Genomic DNA, 20640 nt, shown 5'->3' on the forward strand with positions numbered 1-20640 from the left:
TGGCGCTAAACAGCGCCATTTTTTGTGTTAAAACTTGCACTATTGCCGCAGACGACGCTCGCCTTGTAGTGGTATTCTCACCACAAATTCAGTGCCTTCACCGACTTTGCTGTTGACGCTGATTTTGCCGTGCTGTTTCTGGATAATGCTGTAAGACAGAGATAATCCCAGCCCTGTACCGCTGCCAACGGGTTTGGTGGTGTAAAAGGGTTCAAATATCTTATTGAGGTTTTGTGGTTCGATACCACAGCCACTGTCCCTGATGCTAATTTCAACACCCTGATCCTGCGGCATGGTATGGATAGAGATCCAGATGTCGCCATTGCCTTCAATCGCTTGGGCGGCATTCATCAGCAGGTTCATAAATACCTGGTTCAACTGCATTGGCTGGCAATACACTAGCGGTAAGCCTTGCTGATAATCCTTATGTAACTGAATCCGGTATTTCAGCTGGTTATTGATGATTTTTAGCGTATTTTCCATCCCGTCAATCAGATCGGCATATTGCCAGTCACTGTTGTCCACATGGGAGAATGACTTAAGACTATTAACAATTGCCGCCACCCGATTGATGCCATCGAGTGATTCTTCCAGCAACTGTTTAATATCATCGCGGATAAAACTGAACTGCTGTTGCACCATCAACTGCTGCAATTGCTGCCGCTGCTGCTCATTGAGCAGACTTTCAGTGTGATGGATAATATTCAGCAGACGCTCCACATAGTCTTGCAGACTTTGTAGGTTCGAGCCGATGAAACCGATAGGATTATTAATCTCGTGGGCGATACCCGCAGCCAGTTGCCCGATTGATGCCATTTTTTCTGCTTGCACCAGTTGGCCGCGAGCGGCTTCCAATTTATCCATCAGTTGCTGTTGCTGTTCGTGCCCAGCAGCGAGCTCTTGCGCCATCTGTTGTTTGACTTGCGCATAGCAGCTTCCAGCATCCAGCAGCAGACATAAGGTTTTGACCTCCCCATCGTTGATGGCTAGCGGCACTATCTCCATATGCAATACAGCGTTGACGTTGTCGGTTGTTGTATCCGTTTCTGGGATAAATTCGAAGGCTTCAGGAGGATGAATATCGGAGGGAAAGGAGTCTCCGGTTCTGCTGGCGACATTATCCAGATGTTGTTGCAACAACGGCGCTTGATGCGAACACTCATGCAGTAGTGAGCTTCCCAAGCGGACTTCTGCTGGGAGTTGCAACGCCGTGCTGAAACGCGAATTGATGTAGAGAATGCGATACTTCCGGTCGACGATGCAAATCCCTAATGGCAGTTTGTCCAGCAGTGACGCCAGCGAATGGTTGTTCATAGTAACTCCTACTTGCTACCGTTGCTAACTGGTTCAGGCGTTGGCTGATTTGGCTTTTGCCGCGGATTCCAGTTGCAGTCGCAGTACGGTTTTATGCTTGGTCTGGTATTCCCGCAGTTTATCCAGAGACTGTTGGGTGAGCACATGGCCTTTAGGCAATAACAGCATCTGATTCCGATTGTATAAATTGTGGCTTAGCTGCATTCCCGGTTGTAGCAGATCTAAGGTAACGCCCTGCACATCGTCTACCGAGGGCTTATCCAGTTGATGCTGTTGCAACAGTTTTTCCATAATGCCGATAAGCTTAGGATCGTATACCGATCCTTGTTGCCGTTTCAGCCAGGCAATGGCTTCTTCATGTGTATGCACATTCTCACTGAGGCGTTTGAACATCAGCCCCCAGAAGTCCCTGGCAACGGCCAATATGCGTGATCCCAAGGGAATATTCTGCTCACTCAAGGCATCGGGCACTCCGGTACCATTATAGTGCTCATATTGGTGCAGGATCAGTTCTACCATTGGCTGTAGGTGCTGCGCCGGAGCCATAATCTCTTCGGCAAGCTGTGGATGAAAGCGATACAAGCGGTGATCTGAGGTTCCCAGCGCGTGAAACGGTTTGTCCAACAAGGCGGAAGTGAACCCCAGTTTGCCAACTTCACTGTAAAGCCCGGCATTGCTGATCAGCTGTTGCTGCTCGGCACTTAAGCCTAATGCTCGCGCCAGATCCCCGCAGGTCTGACTGACGCGCCTTGCGTAATCACCACTGAGGCGGGGATTGATGGAGATGATGTTATATAGCAGCTGCAGGATGGCATCGTTTTCACTTTCTCTTTGCGCCACCAAAGATTTCAACTGTTGCAAACTTTGCCTTAGCTGGCGGGTGCGTTGTTGTACCTGTTCTTCCAGCGATTGGTTAAGCTGCTTCAACTGGGCATTCTGCTGCTCTACCTGGACGGTGAGTTGTCTATTGGCTTGCAGTAAACGGTGGTAGTCCAGACCTTCGTCGACAGCGGCCAATAGCTCGGCATTGTCCCATGGTTTTTGGATATAACGTTGAATACGCCCAATATTGACCGCCGCAATTGTCGATGCCAAATCTGCGTAGCCCGTCATTAGAATACGGTAGGCGTTGGGTTGCAACTTGGCTGCCTGCTGCAGAAATTCTGCGCCATTCATCTGTGGCATCCGCATATCACAGATGATAATTTCTACTGTGTGTTGTTGCATTAGCGTCAGTGCAGTTTCACCACTTTCCGCTAACAGCAATACACAGGGATGACCGAGAAACAACCTTTGCAGTGCCTTCAGGATGCTAGGTTCATCATCGACACAAAGGATGGTTGCTGGGGTATCATTAGCCAGTTCTATCATCGGCAGGTTCCTTGCTCCCGGTCGCTGGTACACTTGTCCGTTGCCAGTTAAATTTATGATCTAAAATGAATACTAGCAAGTTAGTCTGCTGCTGATGACCCTGATATGTGACCTCAGTAGATGACATGACAGGCGACAAACCTTGTCACAACGCTTATGGTAGTCGGGTGACTTACGCTGCAGGAGGGAAACCGCACATGAGTCAACTCAAGGTCGTGTTTATTGATGATGATATGCTGATGCTTCATGCGTTGCTGCGGGTCGCCAAGAGATTGCGTCCTCAGTGGGATTTTGTGCTGTGTGATCAGCCTAGCCGCTGGTTGGAGTTTTGTGGCGACGGCAAAGAACTGAGCGTTGATGTGGTGGTCAGTGATTATGTGATGCCCGGCATTAACGGTAATCAGATCCTCCAACAGGCCAGCCATAAATTGCCGATGGCCATTCGTGTGTTGTTGACGGCCGATGCTTCATCTGAGGTGTTTCAACAGTTAGAGTCATACAGCCACTTCGTTTTCTCTAAACCGTTTCGAGAAGCGGATCTGGAACATCTATTCAACTGTGCTGAGCGCCTGCAGAAACTGCCGTTTACGCTGGAGGATCGGCGCCGAGTTGGGCGCATTAATCAGTTGCCGATAATGCCGCAGTTGGTCATGCAACTACGGCAGTTGCTGGCAGATCCGGACTCTGATCTTAGTGATTGTGCGGAACTGGTGGTTCATGACCCGGTAGTCAGTGGCAAGCTGATCCAAAGTGCTAACTCGGCGCTGCTGGGCTACAGTCGCCAGACTTCGTCGTTACAAGAAGCGATTACGCGTTTGGGGGCCAAGCTGACCGAGGCAATTATCACCACGTTGCTGATTGGTGAAGATATCCGGCACCGTTTGCCAGCGTCAGTGCACAGCCATATTAATGATCAGGCATTTATCCATGCCAATTACTGCCGCCGTCTAGCGCAGTATGCTGGTATGCCGGTGGCACAGCGGGATATGCTATTTTCGGCGGCATTGCTTAGTGCCATTGGTCAACTGCTGCTGGAGACGCTGAAACTGACGTCGGCCGAGGAGTTGCCCGAAAGCCGCAGTGACTTTGAGGACGCCACACTGCTGAGTGCTTATATCCTGACCTTGTGGGGATATCCCCAGGCATTTTGCCAGATCCTGATGATGCAAGATCTGCCCACAAATGAAGACTCCGAAGAAGGGAAGATGGCATTCATGCTGTTTTTAGCGAAGCGGCTGATGTTAGATGGTGCCAAAGCGGCCGAGGTGCTGCAGGCCATGATTGAAAGCAAAGATGTTGCGGAGGGATTTCGCCGTCTCAGCAATGAGCTAGGCTACTGATATTATGCTGACGGGCCCAAGATGCCTTGCGTCAGTCAGCCGCTTACCCTTAGTTGTGGATCACCCGCAATCCTTTTACCGTTAACAGCCATAATCTGCGGCTAAATAGGGCTTGACGGTGATAAAGTGTCGCCGTTTTTTCAGGAACAATGGAGTGATGTTTGTCAGCGCAGATTTGCCCGCTTTGCGGTGATAGTGGTCAGAAACAAGCGGTAGCCGCACGAGTGGCGCGGCGTTATCTGGTGTGTCGTCACTGCCAATTGATCTTTCTGACCGCCGCAGATCGCCTATCGCTGGCTGACGAGCGCGCGTATTACGCCACCCATAACAACAGTATCGATGATGCGGGCTATGTGGCGTTTTTAATGCGCCTGTTGCAGCCAGTTCTACCTTGGTTGTCAGCGTCAATGCAGGGGCTGGATTTTGGCTGTGGCCCAGGACCGACGATGTCGCAGTTGTTGGCGCGACAGGGAATTGCCTGTGACAATTATGATCCGGCGTTTTTTCCTATCACTTTACGAGCACAGTATGATTTCATTCTGGCAAGTGAGTGTTTTGAACATTTCCATCAACCCGCGATTGAGATCGCACGGTTAAGTGAGCATTTGTCACCTGGTGGCATTCTCGGGGTGATGACTGACCGTTGGCAAACGCCCGCACAGTTTTACGACTGGCACTACACTCGTGATCCCACCCACTGCAGTTTTTTCCATCTCGACAGTTTTCGCTGGATATGCCAGCACTTTGGTATGACGTTGCTATTTCATGATGAGCGGCGGGTAGTCATACTGCAGAAAAATGCCAGCTGATGCGGCAATCTATCCCGCAATGTACTCTCATCATAAAAAGACTAGGCCCCCGATCCGTGGGAGCCTTGCCTGATCACTTTATCCCCAGGAACACCAGATAAGGTGATTTCTTGCCCATTTACTGCTGGCTGAAACTGTTGCCAACCAGCGGTTGTTTATTGTCTGCTTGTGGCACATGACATTGAGTACAGAAGTAATTCTGGCCCTTCAGTGTGCCTTTATCATCAATGACATGGGATTTTGCCACCGGCGTGGCCTTCATTTTAGAGGCTTTATCCCAGCTATGGCAACCCAGACAGCTATTACGTTGCAGCGTGATGGGATAATCCGCTTTGTGGGGGATTAATGGTGGCTGCTCAGAAAAATTACGGTTAATAGCCGTGCCGCGGGTGGGGTATTGGGCTTCGCTGTCAGCGGCAGCGTTGCTGGTCACTGGCGCTTTACCGCCGAGCGAGGTGACATTAACGGGTTTGGCTGCAGTAGTCGCTTGTTGGCCGCTGCAACCGGCGATAACCATCAACAGTGCAGCTAAGGTGAGGTTTTTTTTCATTGCTCGTTCTCCGCCTTGTGGGCAAATCGTTGGAATTCTTTGTTAAGTCGGTTTTTGTATTGAAAAACTTCGGCAGCGCAGACATCGATACAACGTCCGCACAGGGTGCAATCGGCGTCGCTGATCAGCCGTTGTTGGCCTTTGAGTGCAGGTTTAAGTAGTTGCCGCTCTGGGCAGACACTGAAGCAGTCCATACAGTTATTACAGGCTTCTCGCTTCACCGCCGCTATTTTCACCGGGGACAGTTTACCTAGCAGTCCATACAGGGCACCGGTAGGGCAGACATGGGAACACCATAACCGTTCTGCCAGCAGCAAATCGGCTAAAAATATGGCGACGATAATGCTGATACCGGTGACATTGCCAAAGAGCAGTGCGCGGTAGAGTATGGGAACCGGATTGAGCCATTCCCACACGGTAAAACCTGTCAGCATTGGCAACAGCAGCACCAGCGCCAGCATAAAGTAGCGGAATTTCCCCGGCAGTTCTGGCGTGCGCGGCAGCTTGAAGCGCCGTCGCAACCAGGCGGCAAAATCCGTGACCATGTTGACGGGGCAGACCCAACTGCAAAATACCCGACCGCCCAGCAAACCGTAGAACAGCCCAATCAGCATGGCTCCTAACAGCAGCTGGAATTGTGGCAAGTGTCCTGTCAACAACACCTGTAAGGTGGTGAGTGGATCGGCCAGCGGCACCGTATCTAGCAGCAGACTGGCAGAGAGATTACCTTGTAGCAGCCAGATACCCGCCCACGGCCCCATAGCAAACAGCGTCAGCACTGTGATTTGGCTGGCTCGGCGCAGCAGCAAGAACCGGTGCGCTTTCCAGAATCCCAGACGGGCAATCGCCGCTGCGGCAAAACGGCTGGAAGGATGGCTCATGGTTTGAATCCTCCGTTCAGCATCTCCAGCGTAACACTACCGGTATCCTGATATGTGTCGTGAGCGGCAGCTTTCCCCTGTGCTAGCGCAGGTGGCAATACCTTGATGGCTGGCACATCCAGCACACAGGCATGTTCACATTTACCGCAGCCCGTGCACTTGTCGCTATTAACGACCGGAATAAACAGCGCGTGATGGTCGCTGTGATGGTTGCGGCTCATCTCAATGCTGATGGCCTGATCCAGCAACGGGCAGACACGGTAACACACGTCACAGCGCAGCCCCTTGAAGTTAAGGCAGGCTTTTTCATCAATGAGTACCGCAACGCCCATTTTCGCCTCACTAATATCATGTAGCGAGGGATCTAGCGCGCCAGATGGACAGGCTTTGACACAGGGAATGTCGTCGCACATCTCACAAGGAATGTCTCTGGCACTAAACCAGGGCGTGCCCATGGGCGCTGGCGCAAACCAGCGTGCCAGCTGCAAGGTGTCATAGGGACAAGCTTCAACACACAGGCCACAGCGCACACAGGCGGATAGAAACTCCGCTTCGGCCAAGGCCGCGGGGGGCCGCAAGGCTTGCGGCCCCAATTGCTGCGCGCGAGCGATGGCCACCAGACCACTGCCGACCAAGCCAGCGGCACAGGCATAACGGGCCGTCGTCGCCAGAAACTGGCGGCGATTGATCCCTTTAAGCGGTGGCGACTGCGTGGTCATCATCTGTCTCCTGCGGTTTGCTGCGCTGTCATTCACGCTTTCATGACTTTCACTGGGCATTTCTTGAAGTCGGTTTCTTTTGACAGCGGATCGGTGGCATCCAGCATCAACTTATTCACCAACTGCCGTGCGTCAAAGAACGGCATAAACACCACGCCACGAGGCGGTTTATTACGGCCTTTCGTTTCAACACGGGTTTTCAGTTGACCGCGAGATGAGGCGACTACCACTTCATCGCCGCGTTTCAGCCCACGCGCGCTGGCATCTTCCGGGTGCATAAATATCTGTGCATCCGGGTAAGCGCGGTACAGCTCTGGTACTCGGGCGGTCATGGTCGCGGTGTGCCAGTGTTCCAACACGCGGCCAGTACTCATCCACAGATCGTATTCTGCGTTCGGTTCTTCTGCCGCCGGTTCATAGGGCAGGGCGAAGATCACCGCTTTGCCGTCCGGTTTGCCGTAGAACTGATAACCGCTGCCAGCTTTTACATAAGGATCTGCACCTTCAACAAAGCGGCGTAGTGTTTCCTTACCGTTTACAACGGGCCAACGCAAACCGCGGCTGGCGTGGTAAGCATCAAAGTCGGCGAGATCATGACCATGACCGCGACCGAAACTGGCATACTCTTCAAACAGGCCCTTTTGCACGTAAAAACCAAAGTGCTGTGATTCATCATTGAGCGCGGCTTGGCAGTCACTGACCGGGAATTTATTGACCACCCCGTTAGCAAACAGCACATCGAACAGGGTTTTGTCGGCGTATTGCGGTTTCTTCGCTACGAGTTCGGCAGGCCACACTTCGGCCACTTTGAAACGTTTGGCAAATTCCATCAGTTGCCACAGGTCAGACTGGGCGCCTTGTGGGGCTTTTACCTGCTGATGCCACATGTGCGTGCGGCGTTCGGCATTACCGTAGGCGCCTTCTTTTTCCACCCACATAGCGGTTGGCAGGATCAGATCGGCGGTCATGGCCGTCACCGTTGGATAGGGATCGGACACCACGATAAAGTTTTCTGGATGGCGGAAGCCGGGATAAATCTCTTCGTTAATGTTGGGGCCAGCCTGCATGTTGTTGGTACACATGCTCCAATAACAGTTGAGCTTGCCATCTTTTAGCATGCGGCTTTGCAGTACCGCATGGTAACCCGGTTTAGCCGGGATCGAGCCTTCTGGTAACTGCCAGATTTTTTCAGCAATGGCGCGGTGTTTGTCATTGGTCACCACCATATCGGCGGGCAGACGATGGGCAAAGGTACCCACTTCGCGTGCAGTGCCACAGGCTGAGGGTTGACCGGTTAATGAATAGGGGCTGTTACCAGGAGTGGAGATTTTGCCAGTCAGCAGATGCAGGTTGTACAGCATATTGTTTGCCCATACACCACGCACATGCTGGTTGATGCCCATGGTCCACAGGCTGATCACCTTGATGTTGGGATCGGCATAGGCTTTTGCCAGCTCGAGCAGTTTTTCTGGCTCAACGCCACTCATCTTGGCGGCATATTCCAGCGTGTAGCTGCTGACAAACTGGGCGTATTCTTCAAAAGTTATCGGGCTGGATTTACCGTTGCCTGGATTTTTCGCTTTTTGTTCCAGCGGATGATTTGGCCGCAGTCCATAACCTATGTCGGTTACGCCTTTGGCAAAGTGAGTGTGTTTGCTGACAAAATCTTGGTTAACTGCGCCATTCTGAATAATGTAGTTAGCGATAAAATTGAGGATGACCAAATCGGATTGTGGTTTGAACACAATCGGGTTATCCGCCAGGTCGAAGGAACGATTCTGGAAGGTGGACAGCACATGTACCTTGCTGTTGGGATTACTTAAACGCCGGTCAGATAAGCGCGCCCACAGTACCGGATGCATCTCCGCCATGTTGGCCCCCCACAGCACAAAGTGGTCGGCGGCTTCTAGGTCATCATAACAGCCCATCGGTTCATCAATACCGAAGGTACGCATAAAACCAACCACGGCCGAGGCCATGCAATGACGGGCGTTAGGGTCGATGTTGTTGGTGAGAAAACCGGCTTTATGCAGTTTGACCGCCGCATAACCTTCCCATACGGTCCACTGACCAGAGCCGAACATACCAATACTGGTGGGGCCCTTAGTTTTAAGGGCGTGTTTCCACTTTTCTGCCATCACATCAAAAGCAGTATTCCAACTGACCGGGGTGAATTCCCCTTCTTTGTCATACTTGCCGTCCTTCATTCGCAGCAGTGGCGTGGTCAGACGATCTTTTCCATACATAATTTTTGACAGGAAGTAGCCTTTGATGCAGTTCAGCCCACGGTTTACTGGACTTTCCGGGTCCCCTTTGGTGGCGACAACTTTGCCATCACGGGTGCCTACCAGTACCGAACAACCGGTACCACAGAAGCGACATGGGGCTTTATCCCATTTGATATTGTCACTGTGTTCAGCAGCTTCAACAATTTTCACTGGCAGCGTGGCGCCAATGGCCGAGGCCGCGGCAACAGCGGCATTGGCTTTTAGAAACTCGCGGCGACTTATGCTCATAGTGTTTCCTCGTTTTTTATGATCGTTATGAATGGCTGAAGGTTTCAACCTGGTGATAGACAAGGCTGCTGGACAACACGCCCGGCAGTCGGTTGATGGTTTCCACTTGCTCAAGGACGGATTGCTGGTTATCCGCTTCGATAGTGACTACTAACTTGCCTTCTTGGGTGCTGGCATGGATTTCGGTGCCGGATAGCCGCGAAATATCAGCACTAACCTGACCGATATGACCGGGATCAGCATGGATCACCAGACTGGTTATGTGGTATTCCTGAGTTAACGGTTGATACATATTCAACTACCTTCGCGGAGTTCCGTGGCTTGCCAAAGGTTGGCGATTGGCCTAGAAGCGGTATGTGCGAAAAGTCTAGAACTTAGCAAAGTTAGAGAGATATACCCCGCAAGAGGTAATCCGGGGGATAGGCGATCGAGATCATAATTTTCATAGTGATCCTGTTCGCAATTTTTCAAATTATCGGGTATTGAGGGTTGTGATGGCGGCAATCGGATGTTAATGCCGTTATGGTTGCATTAAAGCGTCATAAACCCGGCTTATCTTACTAGCTGTTGAGTTTTAGCCGATGAGTTATGGAAAAGACAGCAATGATGCCAGGGAGGCGCCCATCTCTGTTTGTACCTTTCTGTTCAGCATTTCTGGAAATTTAAAACGTAAATTTATTACCTTTTAAGGTTAATTTAAGTTGTTGTTGCCGCATAAATTTAAAAATTTACGTATTTATATTACATGTATCGTTCTAGTGTGATGCAGTTGGCGGTAATTTAGTCAGCGATTCTATAGCATTGGATGAATTAAAAATCATGAGAGCAAACGCTATGTCGAGTTTAACCGAGCGTGTTATCACGATTAGCAAAGGGCTGGATTTGCCCATCGCGGGTGCCCCCAAGCAAATAGTGGATGTGGCCAAGCCGGTGTCGCGGGTGGCTTTGTTGGGACACGAATATGTGGGCCTGAAACCGACCATGCTGGTGGAAGAAGGCGAGCGCGTTCGCAAAGGACAGCCACTGTTTGAAGATAAGAGTAACCCTGGGGTGCGTTTTACCGCACCGGCCAGCGGCGTGGTTAGCGCTATTAATCGTGGAGATCGGCGCGTCCTGCTGTCGGTGGTGATTACGCTGGAGGGCGATGACTATATCAATTTTGGTGCTGAAGCCGATTTGACAGCACTGAGCCGTGACGCGGTGCAGCAGAAGTTGCTGGAAAGTGGGCTGTGGGTGGCGCTGCGCACCCGACCTTTCTCGCGCGCCCCTAAACCCGGCAGTGTTCCCGCCGCCATTTTTATTACTGCAACCGATACCAATCCGTTAGCCGCTGATCCCCGGCCGATTATTAACGCCGCCGCTGATGATTTTGTGGCTGGCCTACAGGTATTGGCGCATCTAACTGACGGTAAATTGTTTTTATGCCAAGACGGCAAGCCTGAGGCCTTACCGGGGGCTGATTTACCTAAAGTGGAAAGCTGGCGTTTTGCCGGGGTGCATCCCGCCGGGTTGGTGGGCACTCACATCCATCATCTGCTGCCGGTCACGCTGGAGCGACAGGTTTGGCATATCGGCTATCAGGATGTTATCGCTATCGGACAGTTGTTCACCACCGGGGAGTTGGATAACAGTCGAGTAATCTCACTGGCGGGGCCGCAGGTGCGCAATCCGCGGTTGTTGCGCACCATTAGCGGCGCTTGTGTCAGTGAGTTGCTTGCCGGAGAACTGCAGCAGCCGGAACTCTGCCGGGTAGTTTCTGGCTCCGTATTGGGCGGTTTCAAGGCGGTGGCTGAACTGGATTATCTCAGCCGTTTTCGGCCTCAAGTCTCAGTGCTTAAAGAAGATCACCGTGCCAGCGTATTGCCGTGGGTACGTCCTGGGAAAGATCTGTTTTCGGTGACCGGTGCGGTGTTGTCGCGTTTTTTGCCACGTAAGCTGTTTGCCATGACCACCCATAGCGGTGGTGCCAAACGTGCCATGTTGGCATTTGGACAACTGGATCGGGTGATGCCGCTGGATATTTTGCCGACACTGCTGGTGCGGGACTTGGTGGTGCGCGATACCGACGAAGCCCAGTTGTTAGGTGCGCTGGAACTGGATGAAGAAGATCTGGCACTGTGCACCTTTGTGTGTCCCAGTAAGTATGATTACGGTCAGGAATTACGGGCCTGCCTGACCATTATTGAGAGGGAAGGCTGATGAAAAAGTCCAAGTCGGAAATTCAGGACGCCTACTACGCACCGGGTTCAACTATCCGCGACTTCTTCCGCTCCTTGTTTATCGGTCATGGCGGCAGCACTCAGGATGCCGTGCATGTGCGCGATGCCATCGACGTTAAACGTACTATGACACTGGTAGGCTTGTGTCTATTACCCGCTATTTTGTTCGGTATTTATAACACTGGATTACAGGCCAAACTGGCGTTAATAGCCGGAGCTACGGCCGCCAGTGGGTGGCAAGCGTCGCTGTTTACATCAGTGTTTGGCCCTCTGAGCGTAGAGTCTGGTTTTTTTAGCACCTTTACCTATGGTTTGAGTTTTTTCCTACCGATTTACTTCAGTGCCTTGCTCACCACCTTGCTGTGGGAAATGGTGTTTGCCAAGGTGCGTCACCAAGAATTGCATGAGGGCTTTTTTGTCACCGCGTTGCTGTTCAGCCTGTGTATGCCTGCGCACATTGCCTTATGGCTGGTGGTGCTGGGCGTCAGTTTTGGCGTGGTGGTGGCCAAAGAGTTGTTTGGGGGCATGGGCTACAACTTCCTCAATCCGGCACTGGCAGGGCTGGCGTTTATCTACTTTGCCTATCCCTCAGAAGTCACCAGCAGTGCCCAGTTGGTGGCGGTTGATGGTTATTCTGGTGCCACCACGCTGGCACAGGTAGCGGCCAATAAACTGCATTTTACCGATTACCACTGGTATCAGGCGTTCAGCGATAGCAATTGGTGGCAGGCATTTCTCGGCTTTGAGGTCGGAGCGGTGGGAGAAACCAGCACCCTAGCGATTTTGTTAGGTGGTGCTTTGTTGCTGCTGACGCGACTGGCAGATTGGCGCATTGTTGCCGGGGTGATGCTGGGGATGATAGCGACCACGCTGTTGTTCAACTATTTAGGCAATAGTCGCAGTGCCTGGACGGCGATGCCTTGGACCTGGCATTTGGTCACTGGCGGTTTTGCCTTAGGGATGATGTTTATGGCAACTGACCCGGTTACTACCGCTTACACCCGTCCCGGTAAATGGTTGTTTGGCGTGCTGGTTGGCGCTATGACCGTGGTGATCCGCGTTGCTAACGTCAAAATGCCGGAAGGCATTATGCTGTCCATCCTGTTTGCTAACTTGTGGGCGCCGTTAATGGACTCGTTGGTGGCGCGTTTTAACATCAGACGGAGGATCAAGCGCAATGGCCTTCAATAAAGACAGTGTCGCCGGAACCTTCTTGTTCACCATCGTACTGTGTCTAGTGTGCTCGTTTATGATCACCGGCACGGCGGGCGTGCTGAAAGAGCGCAAGTTAGCAAAGCAGCGCAATGAGCTGATGCAGAATGTGCTGCTGGCCGCCGATATTCCGAGCGACAACAGTAATTTCAAAACCCTGTTTAGCGCACGGGTCACGCCCATGCTGGTGACACTGGCGGATGGACAGACGATTCCCCAGGAGGACCTGCTGGATTATGACGAGCGCATGGCTGCCATCAATCCAGAACACTCCAGCAAGATTGCCAAAGATACCGCCCGTATCAAAACCCGCGCTAACCAGATCCGCATTTTTCGGGTGCATGATGCGCAAGGCCAGCTACAGAGCTGGGTACTGCCAATTTATGGCAAAGGCTTGTGGTCAATCATCTATGGTTTTATTGGCTTGAAGCCGGATCTCAATACTATCGAAGGCGTGGTGTTCTATGAACACGGCGAAACGCCGGGGATCGGCGATTTTATCAATCACGAAGACTGGCGTCAGAAATGGCGTGGTAAGCAGCTGTTTGATGCTGACGGCAAATTGGCGCTAAAGATCGTCAAAGGTGGCGCTAAGCCTGGCGATCTTAATGGTATTGATGGCGTCAGTGGGGCCACCCGCACGGGTGTCGGGGTACAGAATATGATCAGCTTCTGGTTCGGTGACGAGGGTTTTGCGCCACTGCTTACCAAACTGCCAGCAATGGAGGCGGCGAAATGAGTGCAACATTAACCACGCGCGAGCTGCTGTGGCAGCCAGTGTTTGCCAATAATCCAGTGGCGATGCAGGTGCTAGGTGTTTGCTCTGCATTGGCCGTCAGTAATTCGATGCAGACCGCTTTGGTGATGACCTTGGCGGTGACTTTTGTGGTGGTCTGCTCCAACCTGTTTATTTCGCTTATCCGCCATCTTATTCCCAATAGCGTACGTATTATCGCACAGATGACCATTATCGCCTCGCTGGTGATTGTGGTGGATATGGTGTTGCAGGATTTGGCCCCCGAACTGTCAAAACAGCTGTCGGTGTTTGTTGGTTTGATTATTACCAACTGCATTGTGATGGGGCGCGCCGAAGCCTTTGCCATGAAAGAACCGCCGCATCTGGCGGTGCTGGATGCGCTGGGCAACTCGGCAGGTTACGGTTTTATTCTGTTGTCGGTAGCATTTGTGCGCGAGCTGTTGGGCGCTGGTACGCTGTTTGGTAAGCAGTTGCTGCAAACCGTGGCCGATGGTGGCTGGTATCTGCCCAACGAGATGTTCAAGTTACCGCCGAGCGCGTTTTTTCTGATCGGTGTACTTATTTGGCTGATCAACATCGCCCGCAACCGGCAGCGTTAAGGAGGCGTTATGGAACACTATCTCAATCTGTTTATTCAGGCGACCTTCATCGACAACATGGCGCTGTCATTCTTCCTCGGCATGTGTACCTTTTTGGCAGTGTCGAAAAAAGTGTCGACCGCTTTTGGCTTAGGGATAGCGGTAATTGTGGTGATGGTATTGGCGGTGCCGCTGAACCAGCTGATCTACAGCTATGTGCTGAAGCCAGGAGCACTGGCCTGGGCCGGATTGCCCAATCTGGACCTGAGCTATCTGCAACTGATCACCTTTATCGGTGTTATCGCTGCGTTGGTGCAGATCCTCGAAATGGTACTGGATCGCTACGTGCCGGTGCTGTATCAGACCTTGGGGATTTTTCTGCCATTGCTGACGGTGAACTGCGCCATTTTTGCCGGGGTGATTTTTATGGCTAACCGCGACTACAACTTTGGCGAATCCATTGTGTTTGGGGTTGGCGCTGGCAGTGGCTGGGCGCTGGCGATTGTGCTGCTGGCGGGCATCCGCGAACGGCTGAAATTCAATGCTATCCCTAAGAATCTGCAAGGCATTGGCATTACTTTTATCACTACCGGCCTGATGGCGCTAGGCTTTATGGCCTTTGCTGGCATCACCCTGTAACCGCAAAGGAGCATACAGATGGAAATGTTAATTGGCATCGGCATGTTTACCTTAGTGGTGTGTTTGCTGGTGGCGTTGATCCTGTTTGCTAAAAGCCGTTTGGTACAAAGCGGCGATGTGCAGTTGACCATTAATGGTGATGCCAGCAAAAGTGTTACCGTCGCCGCCGGTGGTAAGCTGTTAGCGGCGCTGGCCTCCAAAGAGATTTTTGTGCCCTCAGCCTGTGGTGGCGGTGGTACTTGCGGCCAGTGCCGGGTGGTTATCAAGTCTGGTGGCGGCGATATTTTGCCAACAGAGATGGAACACATCACCAAAAAAGACGCCAAGGCCGGCTGTCGGCTCGCCTGTCAGGTGGCCGTAAAAAATGATATGGAACTGGAGCTGGAAGAAGAGATCTTCGGTGTCCGTAAATGGCAATGTCAGGTGCTGTCTAACCGCAATACCGCCACCTATATCAAAGAGCTGCTACTGAAATTACCGGAGGGCGAAGAGGTGAACTTCAAAGCCGGTGGTTATATCCAGATTGAAGCGCCTGCCCACGAAGTACATTACCGTGACTTTGATATTGATGAAAAATTTCGCGATGAATGGCTAAAGCACGGGCTGTTTGAACTGGTATCGAAAGTCACCGCACCGGTGATGCGTGCCTATTCGATGGCGAATTACCCGGCAGAAAAAGGTCGCATTATGCTGAATGTGCGCATTGCGACACCGCCTAAGCCTGAGATTCCTCCAGGGCAGATGTCATCCTATATCTTTAATCTGAAGCCGGGAGATACTGTGACAATCTCGGGGCCATTCGGTGAATTTTTCGTCAAAGACACCAATGCCGAAATGGTGTTTATCGGTGGTGGTGCCGGCATGGCTCCCATGCGCTCACATATTTTTGACCAACTGAAATCGCGGCAAACTCAACGCAAGATGACCTTCTGGTATGGCGCGCGCTCCTTGCGTGAAGTGTTCTATCAGGCAGATTTTGATGAACTGGCGCGCACCCATCCAAACTTCGAATGGCATATCGCCTTGTCGGAGCCTTTGCCTGAGGATAACTGGCAGGGCTATACCGGCTTTATTCACAATGTCGTGTACGAGCATTTCCTCAAGCACCACAAAGCGCCGGAAGATTGTGAGTACTACATGTGCGGCCCGCCGATTATGAATAGCTCAGTGATCTCCATGCTGGAAAGCCTGGGGGTCGAACGTGACAACATCTTACTGGATGACTTTGGTGGCTAAGTGATGTTCTCAGGTGCCGCGGTCTGGTTACTCTCGACACCTGAACTTGTGTATTACGGCTTTTCACGGAAGAATAGTGTCTTGGAAATGTGCCCAAAGGTCACAGTCGTTTCAGACAAAAGGACTTGTTGATGAAACTAATGAACGATTTTGCCTACATCGTTTTGGCATTGTTGTTAGTCGTAATGTTAATCCAGATAAAGAACAGCAATGCCGTTCCTCAATGGTTACAGCACCGTGAACCAGCGTCCCTTGCGGCAACGGTTGCTCAGACAGCGGACGTTGATGATTTACCGCTGATACCGGCCGCAGATCGTACTCGGGAGATCAATCCGCGACGTTTTAACTTTGCCAAACTGGTACATCGAGGGCAGCGAGTTGATAGCCGTCTGCTGGAGCGGGTGCTGCATTCGTCAAGTTACAGTGAGTTGGTAACACATCTTGCTGAGATGAATAAATCGATGGCCGCCACTGCGTTAGAAGTACAGCTTAATGCGTTAGTGCAGCAACGCCCCCAAAGTCAGTACCTTAACCACTACCAATTAGCTTGCAATGACGACCTATGCCTTGGGTATTTTGAATCCGACAGCAAAGCGCAGTTGCGGCAGTTTATCGATGATTTTGGCCGCAACTTGGCGGTCTCTGGCGCTGATGGCGGTTTTCACTACTGCATTCCGGCTGACAATAATGACAACGGCCTGTTTGGATACCGGATGGCCTTTAATGCCAATCGCCACGCTATCCTTGCAATCCGCTAGAGGTACACTTGGTGTTGTTGATTGTGCCAACGATTGATAGCGCGGTGCATCCACATTCAACCACTTCGCAATATGGGCTCGTCCACCGGACGCTTGCGGCACAATATGTCGCAGGGTTGCCAGCCGGAACCTGCCAACACGGTCATTCACAAAGTGGCTGTTATCTCAGTAGTTTACTCATTATCGTTTCACCCTCGGTTGCCTTATCGTCCCACTATGGCTATGGCTTTTCTGAAGCTCGAGTGGTTGGCAACGGCTAGGTTGATATTGTCATAAAACCATCAAGCCTCGGTAACAAGCGCGTCAAACCTAGGGGCTAATCTGCGCCTGTTGAAATTAAGTCAGGTACAGGACCCCACCATGACCTCAGCCACAACTTCAACCAACCGCTATTGCCGGGCGATCTGGCTATCGGATCTTCATCTTGGCGAGAAACACTGCCGCGCCGATTATCTCTTGAGCTTTCTCAAACAACATCACAGCGACTTTCTGTTTCTTGTGGGTGATGTCATTGATATGCAGGCACTTAATCGTCGCTGGTACTGGCCTGCTGCCCATCAACAGGTGTTTCAATTGCTGGTGGATAAAGCCCACAGCGGGACACGCGTGATTTATGTGCCTGGTAATCACGATGCCACAATGCGGCGATTTGATGGCGGCTTGGTAGACAAAATAGAAGTCCACCGTGAATACATTTACGACAGTCCCTCCCACGGTAAATTACTGCTGATCCACGGTGATGAATTTGATCGCCAGCTGTGTGCCAGCCGCTTTGATGCATGGCTAGGTGATAATGCTTACGACTTGGTGCTATTGCTGAATCGCGTGTGGAATGCTGGACGTCGATTATTCGGGCTACCTTACCAGTCAGTGGCGCGTACCTTAAAGCAGTGTTCTAGCAAAGCGGAGTCAGCCATGCAGCGTTTTCGTACAGCGGCATTGCAACGGGCAACAAACGCACAGGTGGCCGGGGTGGTGTGTGGTCATATACATCATCCAGAACTGCAATATCTGCAAGGGCAGCTGTATATCAATACTGGCGACTGGGTGGAGAATTGTACGGCGGTGCTGGAACATCGTGATGGACGGTTGGAGCTGTGTCATTACAGCGAGGTGGAAAGACCCTTGTCACGCTTAATACCACAGCAGACCGTGGTCTGAGCTAGCCAGAGGTTGATGTGGGCGGTTAGCGGCCTATACGCTCCAAGCGAGTTTGCTATGTTGCGTGCTTGGGTTTTCACTCAATAAACCAGCGGGGCGGCTCGCCTTGGTTTATCGATACTTGGGAACTTACGCAGGCCCTCATTAAACTTACACTGAAAAATTCGCCTAGGCTCATTGGTGGCTGCGTTTCCTGCAGGTCAGTCCAATCGTTATTATTTCGAGCGTTATTCAGAGGATTTTTGCGCAAACTATCTACCAGAACCGCCAGTGTTTTTACCGTCCGCCATCGTCATTTATGCCTAAAATTACTGGTTAAATTTGCAGTATCTGCCGGATGTCGTTTTTTGCTCATAAGCCGTATAAATCTGTCGTTTTTCACGCAATAATTCTTCCGAGAAAACTGCAATATTATTGATTGCTTTCATGCAGATAAGCGCATAAAGTGGGTAATAATTAATCATAAAAGAACGACAAAATGTCGTGATATATTCCGACATTTTGTCGTCTAAACACTGTTAAATGCCATGGATACATTAGAGAAACTTGCAGAGAAAAATAAAGCTCAAGCAAAGCACAGACGTAATGAGCACTTTCTTACAACTGTCATGATGCTGGTTTTATTCCCTTTATTTTTTGGCATTGCCATTGATGTTGGCCTGATTGAATCATCTGTAAACTTCAACCTTTGGCTGTATGGCTTGGGGGCGCTTTGTTTTGGGTTACCATTAGCAGCAATGGGCGATTTAATGCTTTTTTCGCGTTGGTTAAAGCTATTGGGTTTGATTGTTGCTCAAGGTTGGTTTGTGTACTTTTGGGCTTTTCAAATGCAATCTTGGTTAGCATTCGTTCCACTAGTACCACTATTTATTTGGCTGCAAATACAAATGCCAAAGATTAAACAACATGCTAAACGTGAGCAAAATGGCATTTAACAAGTTAAAGCAGCGGAAAACCACTCGCTTCGCTTGCGTTTTCCGCTGTTTGCATACAAACGATACGCTAGGAAGTGTTCTGAGGTATTTCAAAAGGAAGTTTTTTGCGAACATAAGGTTGTTATTTCTGATATTGGTGTAGGTGAGTCAACGGCTAATAGTAGCAGCTAGTTTACTTGGGACGCGCTGGAGAAAATAGAAAGTAATGAGGACTATATTTTCATTTATAACACTCCCGCAACAGCGTTTGTGATTCCAAAACGGGAAGTAGGCAAAGACTCTTTTGAAGCAGTGAAATTAGCACTGGATAATGCGCAGTAATGCATACCTAACAAACCAAGTAAACGGGACAATAACACGTGGGCTCCCGTCACTTCGTTCCGTATTTTAGCCCACGTATTATCGCCCCTTTTTGGGGCGTTAGCAGTCTATAGATATGAGCAAATGCAAAGTATGTAATTGTGATCTTGGAGAAGTGCCAATGTGTTTTGGTGGCAACTCCCCAGCCTTACTCATGGTCCCTGAGAATGAATATGATAGGCGCGTCGAAGAAAACGCAGACCAATGTATTGTTGATGGCAAACATTTCTTCGTGAGAGGGCATATCGAGCTACCAGTCACTGATACAGGCGAGGTATTTATTTGGTCTGTTTGGGTTTCGCTTAGCGAACAGAGTTTTGATCAAATGTGTGAATGCTGGGAATTGGAAGGTAGAGAAAAGGCAGAGCCATATTTCGGGTGGCTTATGACAAAGCTACCTAGCTATCCGGACACACTTCACCTCAAAACTAATGTTCAAATTCAACCGGTGGGTGTTGTTCCGCTTATTCAAATTCAGCCATCAGATCATCCGCTGTCAAATGAACAGCAGAATGGCATCACTATGGAGCGCGTGCATGAAATCGTTCATCAAGTCATGCAGCATTGAAAAGCTGCTAACAAAGCCAAGCAGCATCGCCCCTTCGGGGCTGGACCTCGCTACGCTCGGCCGCTGTTGACGGCGTTATAAATTCACGAGGTCGAAGCTTTGAGGGGAATTTTCTGGAGTATTGTTCTTGTATTGCTTGGTGGCTGCCAAATGTCTGCATTCACCAAGGTAGAGGGAGATAATTTCGCTGTAAAGGTATACGATTTAGAAGCCGATCACGAGAAGCTAATACAGTCGGAACTCTACAAAAATGGAATATGTGTAGATGGATATGAGATTACGTCGGCTTTGATGTGATGGACGCACCTCCTTTCTAGCGTCGCTGTACCAAACTTTAGGTACAGTCAGAACAGGAGTAATGAACATGTCTATCAAGGTCGTTGGGATTGATTTAGCCAAAAATTCTTTTCAAGTATGCGTATTGAGTTCCTCTGATTCGATTTTATCCAATCGGAAAGTAAACCGAGGCTCTTTACTTGATACCATCCGTCAATTGCCTGAAAAGACGACTATTGCCATGGAGTCGTGTGCAACATCACATCACTGGGCTAGGATCTTCCGAGGAATGGGGTTTAAGATTGCCCTTATCCCCGCACAACATGTTAAACCATTCGTTGGAAGGCAAAAGAATGATGCCAACGATGCGAGGGCAATATGTGAGGCGTTTTCTCGCCCAGACATTCACTTTGTACCCGTTAAATCGGTAGAGCAGCAAGA

21 protein-coding genes are annotated in these 20640 nt (G+C 50.6%); 14 read left to right on the forward strand and 7 right to left on the reverse strand.

Annotation, left to right across the window (positions count from 1 at the left end):
* Window positions 1-39: 39 nt before the first annotated feature.
* The gene (locus J3L11_RS06245) at window positions 40-1314 is read right to left on the reverse strand and encodes an ATP-binding protein (protein WP_207570495.1); all 1275 of its coding nucleotides are present in this window, start codon (window positions 1312-1314) and stop codon (window positions 40-42) included.
* A gap of 33 nt (window positions 1315-1347) precedes the next feature.
* Entirely contained in the window at window positions 1348-2685 is a 1338-nt protein-coding gene (locus tag J3L11_RS06250) for an HD domain-containing phosphohydrolase (RefSeq protein ID WP_133040369.1), read from the reverse strand.
* A 197-nt stretch (window positions 2686-2882) separates the two neighbouring features.
* Between J3L11_RS06250 and J3L11_RS06255 the strand changes: the two genes are divergently transcribed.
* Window positions 2883-4025 (forward strand): HDOD domain-containing protein, encoded by a 1143-nt coding sequence (locus tag J3L11_RS06255; RefSeq protein WP_207570496.1) that lies wholly within the window; start codon window positions 2883-2885, stop codon window positions 4023-4025.
* Between the two features lie 161 nt (window positions 4026-4186).
* Window positions 4187-4834: a class I SAM-dependent methyltransferase gene (locus J3L11_RS06260; RefSeq protein WP_207570497.1), complete on the forward strand. Its 648-nt coding sequence runs from the start codon at window positions 4187-4189 to the stop codon at window positions 4832-4834.
* 118 nt (window positions 4835-4952) lie between these two features.
* Here the strand turns inward: J3L11_RS06260 and J3L11_RS06265 are convergent, their stop codons facing one another.
* The 5 genes from J3L11_RS06265 to J3L11_RS06285 are packed head-to-tail and all read right to left on the reverse strand — an operon-like array spanning window position 4953 to window position 9792.
* Window positions 4953-5384 (reverse strand): nitrate reductase cytochrome c-type subunit, encoded by a 432-nt coding sequence (locus J3L11_RS06265; protein WP_133040372.1) that lies wholly within the window; start codon window positions 5382-5384, stop codon window positions 4953-4955.
* Window positions 5381-6265, reverse strand: coding sequence for a quinol dehydrogenase ferredoxin subunit NapH (napH, locus tag J3L11_RS06270; protein ID WP_133040373.1), 885 nt, complete (start codon window positions 6263-6265; stop codon window positions 5381-5383). Before napH ends, J3L11_RS06265 begins: the two co-directional genes overlap by 4 nt.
* A complete protein-coding gene (gene napG / locus J3L11_RS06275; protein ID WP_133040374.1) occupies window positions 6262-6987 on the reverse strand; it encodes a ferredoxin-type protein NapG in 726 nt (241 codons plus the stop codon). The genes napH and napG overlap by 4 nt, the downstream gene beginning before the upstream one ends.
* 29 nt (window positions 6988-7016) lie before the next feature.
* Entirely contained in the window at window positions 7017-9500 is a 2484-nt protein-coding gene (gene napA, locus J3L11_RS06280) for a nitrate reductase catalytic subunit NapA (RefSeq protein WP_207570498.1), read from the reverse strand.
* Between the two features lie 25 nt (window positions 9501-9525).
* The gene (locus J3L11_RS06285) at window positions 9526-9792 is read right to left on the reverse strand and encodes a chaperone NapD (RefSeq protein WP_189618626.1); all 267 of its coding nucleotides are present in this window, start codon (window positions 9790-9792) and stop codon (window positions 9526-9528) included.
* Between the two features lie 542 nt (window positions 9793-10334).
* Between J3L11_RS06285 and J3L11_RS06290 the strand changes: the two genes are divergently transcribed.
* From J3L11_RS06290 to J3L11_RS06350, 12 genes are all read left to right on the forward strand, one after another.
* Entirely contained in the window at window positions 10335-11699 is a 1365-nt protein-coding gene (locus J3L11_RS06290; protein ID WP_207570499.1) for a Na(+)-translocating NADH-quinone reductase subunit A, read from the forward strand.
* Window positions 11699-12910, forward strand: coding sequence for an NADH:ubiquinone reductase (Na(+)-transporting) subunit B (locus J3L11_RS06295; RefSeq protein WP_207570500.1), 1212 nt, complete (start codon window positions 11699-11701; stop codon window positions 12908-12910). Before J3L11_RS06290 ends, J3L11_RS06295 begins: the two co-directional genes overlap by 1 nt.
* Window positions 12897-13670, forward strand: a complete 774-nt coding sequence (locus J3L11_RS06300) for a Na(+)-translocating NADH-quinone reductase subunit C (protein WP_207570501.1) — start codon at window positions 12897-12899, stop codon at window positions 13668-13670. The genes J3L11_RS06295 and J3L11_RS06300 overlap by 14 nt, the downstream gene beginning before the upstream one ends.
* Window positions 13667-14287: an NADH:ubiquinone reductase (Na(+)-transporting) subunit D gene (locus J3L11_RS06305; protein WP_207570502.1), complete on the forward strand. Its 621-nt coding sequence runs from the start codon at window positions 13667-13669 to the stop codon at window positions 14285-14287. The genes J3L11_RS06300 and J3L11_RS06305 overlap by 4 nt, the downstream gene beginning before the upstream one ends.
* Before the next feature lie 9 nt (window positions 14288-14296).
* Window positions 14297-14905, forward strand: coding sequence for an NADH:ubiquinone reductase (Na(+)-transporting) subunit E (gene nqrE, locus J3L11_RS06310; protein WP_133040381.1), 609 nt, complete (start codon window positions 14297-14299; stop codon window positions 14903-14905).
* Between the two features lie 18 nt (window positions 14906-14923).
* Entirely contained in the window at window positions 14924-16141 is a 1218-nt protein-coding gene (gene nqrF, locus J3L11_RS06315; RefSeq protein ID WP_207570503.1) for an NADH:ubiquinone reductase (Na(+)-transporting) subunit F, read from the forward strand.
* A gap of 131 nt (window positions 16142-16272) precedes the next feature.
* Window positions 16273-16899, forward strand: coding sequence for a hypothetical protein (locus J3L11_RS06320; protein ID WP_207570504.1), 627 nt, complete (start codon window positions 16273-16275; stop codon window positions 16897-16899).
* Window positions 16900-16910: 11 nt separating this feature from the next.
* Window positions 16911-17159, forward strand: coding sequence for a hypothetical protein (locus tag J3L11_RS06325; protein WP_207570505.1), 249 nt, complete (start codon window positions 16911-16913; stop codon window positions 17157-17159).
* Window positions 17160-17259: 100 nt separating this feature from the next.
* On the forward strand, window positions 17260-18060 hold the full coding sequence (locus tag J3L11_RS06330) for a UDP-2,3-diacylglucosamine diphosphatase (RefSeq protein WP_207570506.1): 801 nt from the start codon (window positions 17260-17262) through the stop codon (window positions 18058-18060).
* 527 nt (window positions 18061-18587) lie between these two features.
* The gene (locus tag J3L11_RS06335; RefSeq protein WP_207570507.1) at window positions 18588-18995 is read left to right on the forward strand and encodes a hypothetical protein; all 408 of its coding nucleotides are present in this window, start codon (window positions 18588-18590) and stop codon (window positions 18993-18995) included.
* 436 nt (window positions 18996-19431) lie between these two features.
* Window positions 19432-19923 carry a DUF2199 domain-containing protein gene (locus tag J3L11_RS06345; RefSeq protein WP_207570508.1) on the forward strand — a complete coding sequence of 164 codons (492 nt, stop codon included), beginning with the start codon at window positions 19432-19434 and terminating at the stop codon, window positions 19921-19923.
* 364 nt (window positions 19924-20287) lie between these two features.
* Window positions 20288-20640, forward strand: a 353-nt coding sequence (locus J3L11_RS06350) for a transposase (RefSeq protein WP_207570509.1), incomplete at its 3' end; no start/stop codon positions are given.

Origin of the sequence: Shewanella sp. 4t3-1-2LB (genome assembly GCF_017368415.1) — a bacterium.
Lineage (GTDB): Bacteria > Pseudomonadota > Gammaproteobacteria > Enterobacterales > Shewanellaceae > Shewanella > Shewanella fodinae.

Coding starts and splice junctions, on each gene's coding strand:
- J3L11_RS06330 (WP_207570506.1), top strand. CDS start 17,260: ATGACCTCAGCCACAACTTCAACCAACCGCTATTGCCGGGCGATCTGG.
- J3L11_RS06245 (WP_207570495.1), bottom strand. CDS start 1,314: ATGAACAACCATTCGCTGGCGTCACTGCTGGACAAACTGCCATTAGGG.
- J3L11_RS06320 (WP_207570504.1), top strand. CDS start 16,273: ATGAAACTAATGAACGATTTTGCCTACATCGTTTTGGCATTGTTGTTA.
- napA (WP_207570498.1), bottom strand. CDS start 9,500: ATGAGCATAAGTCGCCGCGAGTTTCTAAAAGCCAATGCCGCTGTTGCC.
- nqrF (WP_207570503.1), top strand. CDS start 14,924: ATGGAAATGTTAATTGGCATCGGCATGTTTACCTTAGTGGTGTGTTTG.
- napH (WP_133040373.1), bottom strand. CDS start 6,265: ATGAGCCATCCTTCCAGCCGTTTTGCCGCAGCGGCGATTGCCCGTCTG.
- J3L11_RS06335 (WP_207570507.1), top strand. CDS start 18,588: ATGGATACATTAGAGAAACTTGCAGAGAAAAATAAAGCTCAAGCAAAG.
- J3L11_RS06255 (WP_207570496.1), top strand. CDS start 2,883: ATGAGTCAACTCAAGGTCGTGTTTATTGATGATGATATGCTGATGCTT.
- nqrE (WP_133040381.1), top strand. CDS start 14,297: ATGGAACACTATCTCAATCTGTTTATTCAGGCGACCTTCATCGACAAC.
- J3L11_RS06295 (WP_207570500.1), top strand. CDS start 11,699: ATGAAAAAGTCCAAGTCGGAAATTCAGGACGCCTACTACGCACCGGGT.
- J3L11_RS06300 (WP_207570501.1), top strand. CDS start 12,897: ATGGCCTTCAATAAAGACAGTGTCGCCGGAACCTTCTTGTTCACCATC.
- J3L11_RS06250 (WP_133040369.1), bottom strand. CDS start 2,685: ATGATAGAACTGGCTAATGATACCCCAGCAACCATCCTTTGTGTCGAT.
- J3L11_RS06285 (WP_189618626.1), bottom strand. CDS start 9,792: ATGTATCAACCGTTAACTCAGGAATACCACATAACCAGTCTGGTGATC.
- J3L11_RS06345 (WP_207570508.1), top strand. CDS start 19,432: ATGAGCAAATGCAAAGTATGTAATTGTGATCTTGGAGAAGTGCCAATG.
- J3L11_RS06290 (WP_207570499.1), top strand. CDS start 10,335: ATGTCGAGTTTAACCGAGCGTGTTATCACGATTAGCAAAGGGCTGGAT.
- napG (WP_133040374.1), bottom strand. CDS start 6,987: ATGATGACCACGCAGTCGCCACCGCTTAAAGGGATCAATCGCCGCCAG.
- J3L11_RS06265 (WP_133040372.1), bottom strand. CDS start 5,384: ATGAAAAAAAACCTCACCTTAGCTGCACTGTTGATGGTTATCGCCGGT.
- J3L11_RS06305 (WP_207570502.1), top strand. CDS start 13,667: ATGAGTGCAACATTAACCACGCGCGAGCTGCTGTGGCAGCCAGTGTTT.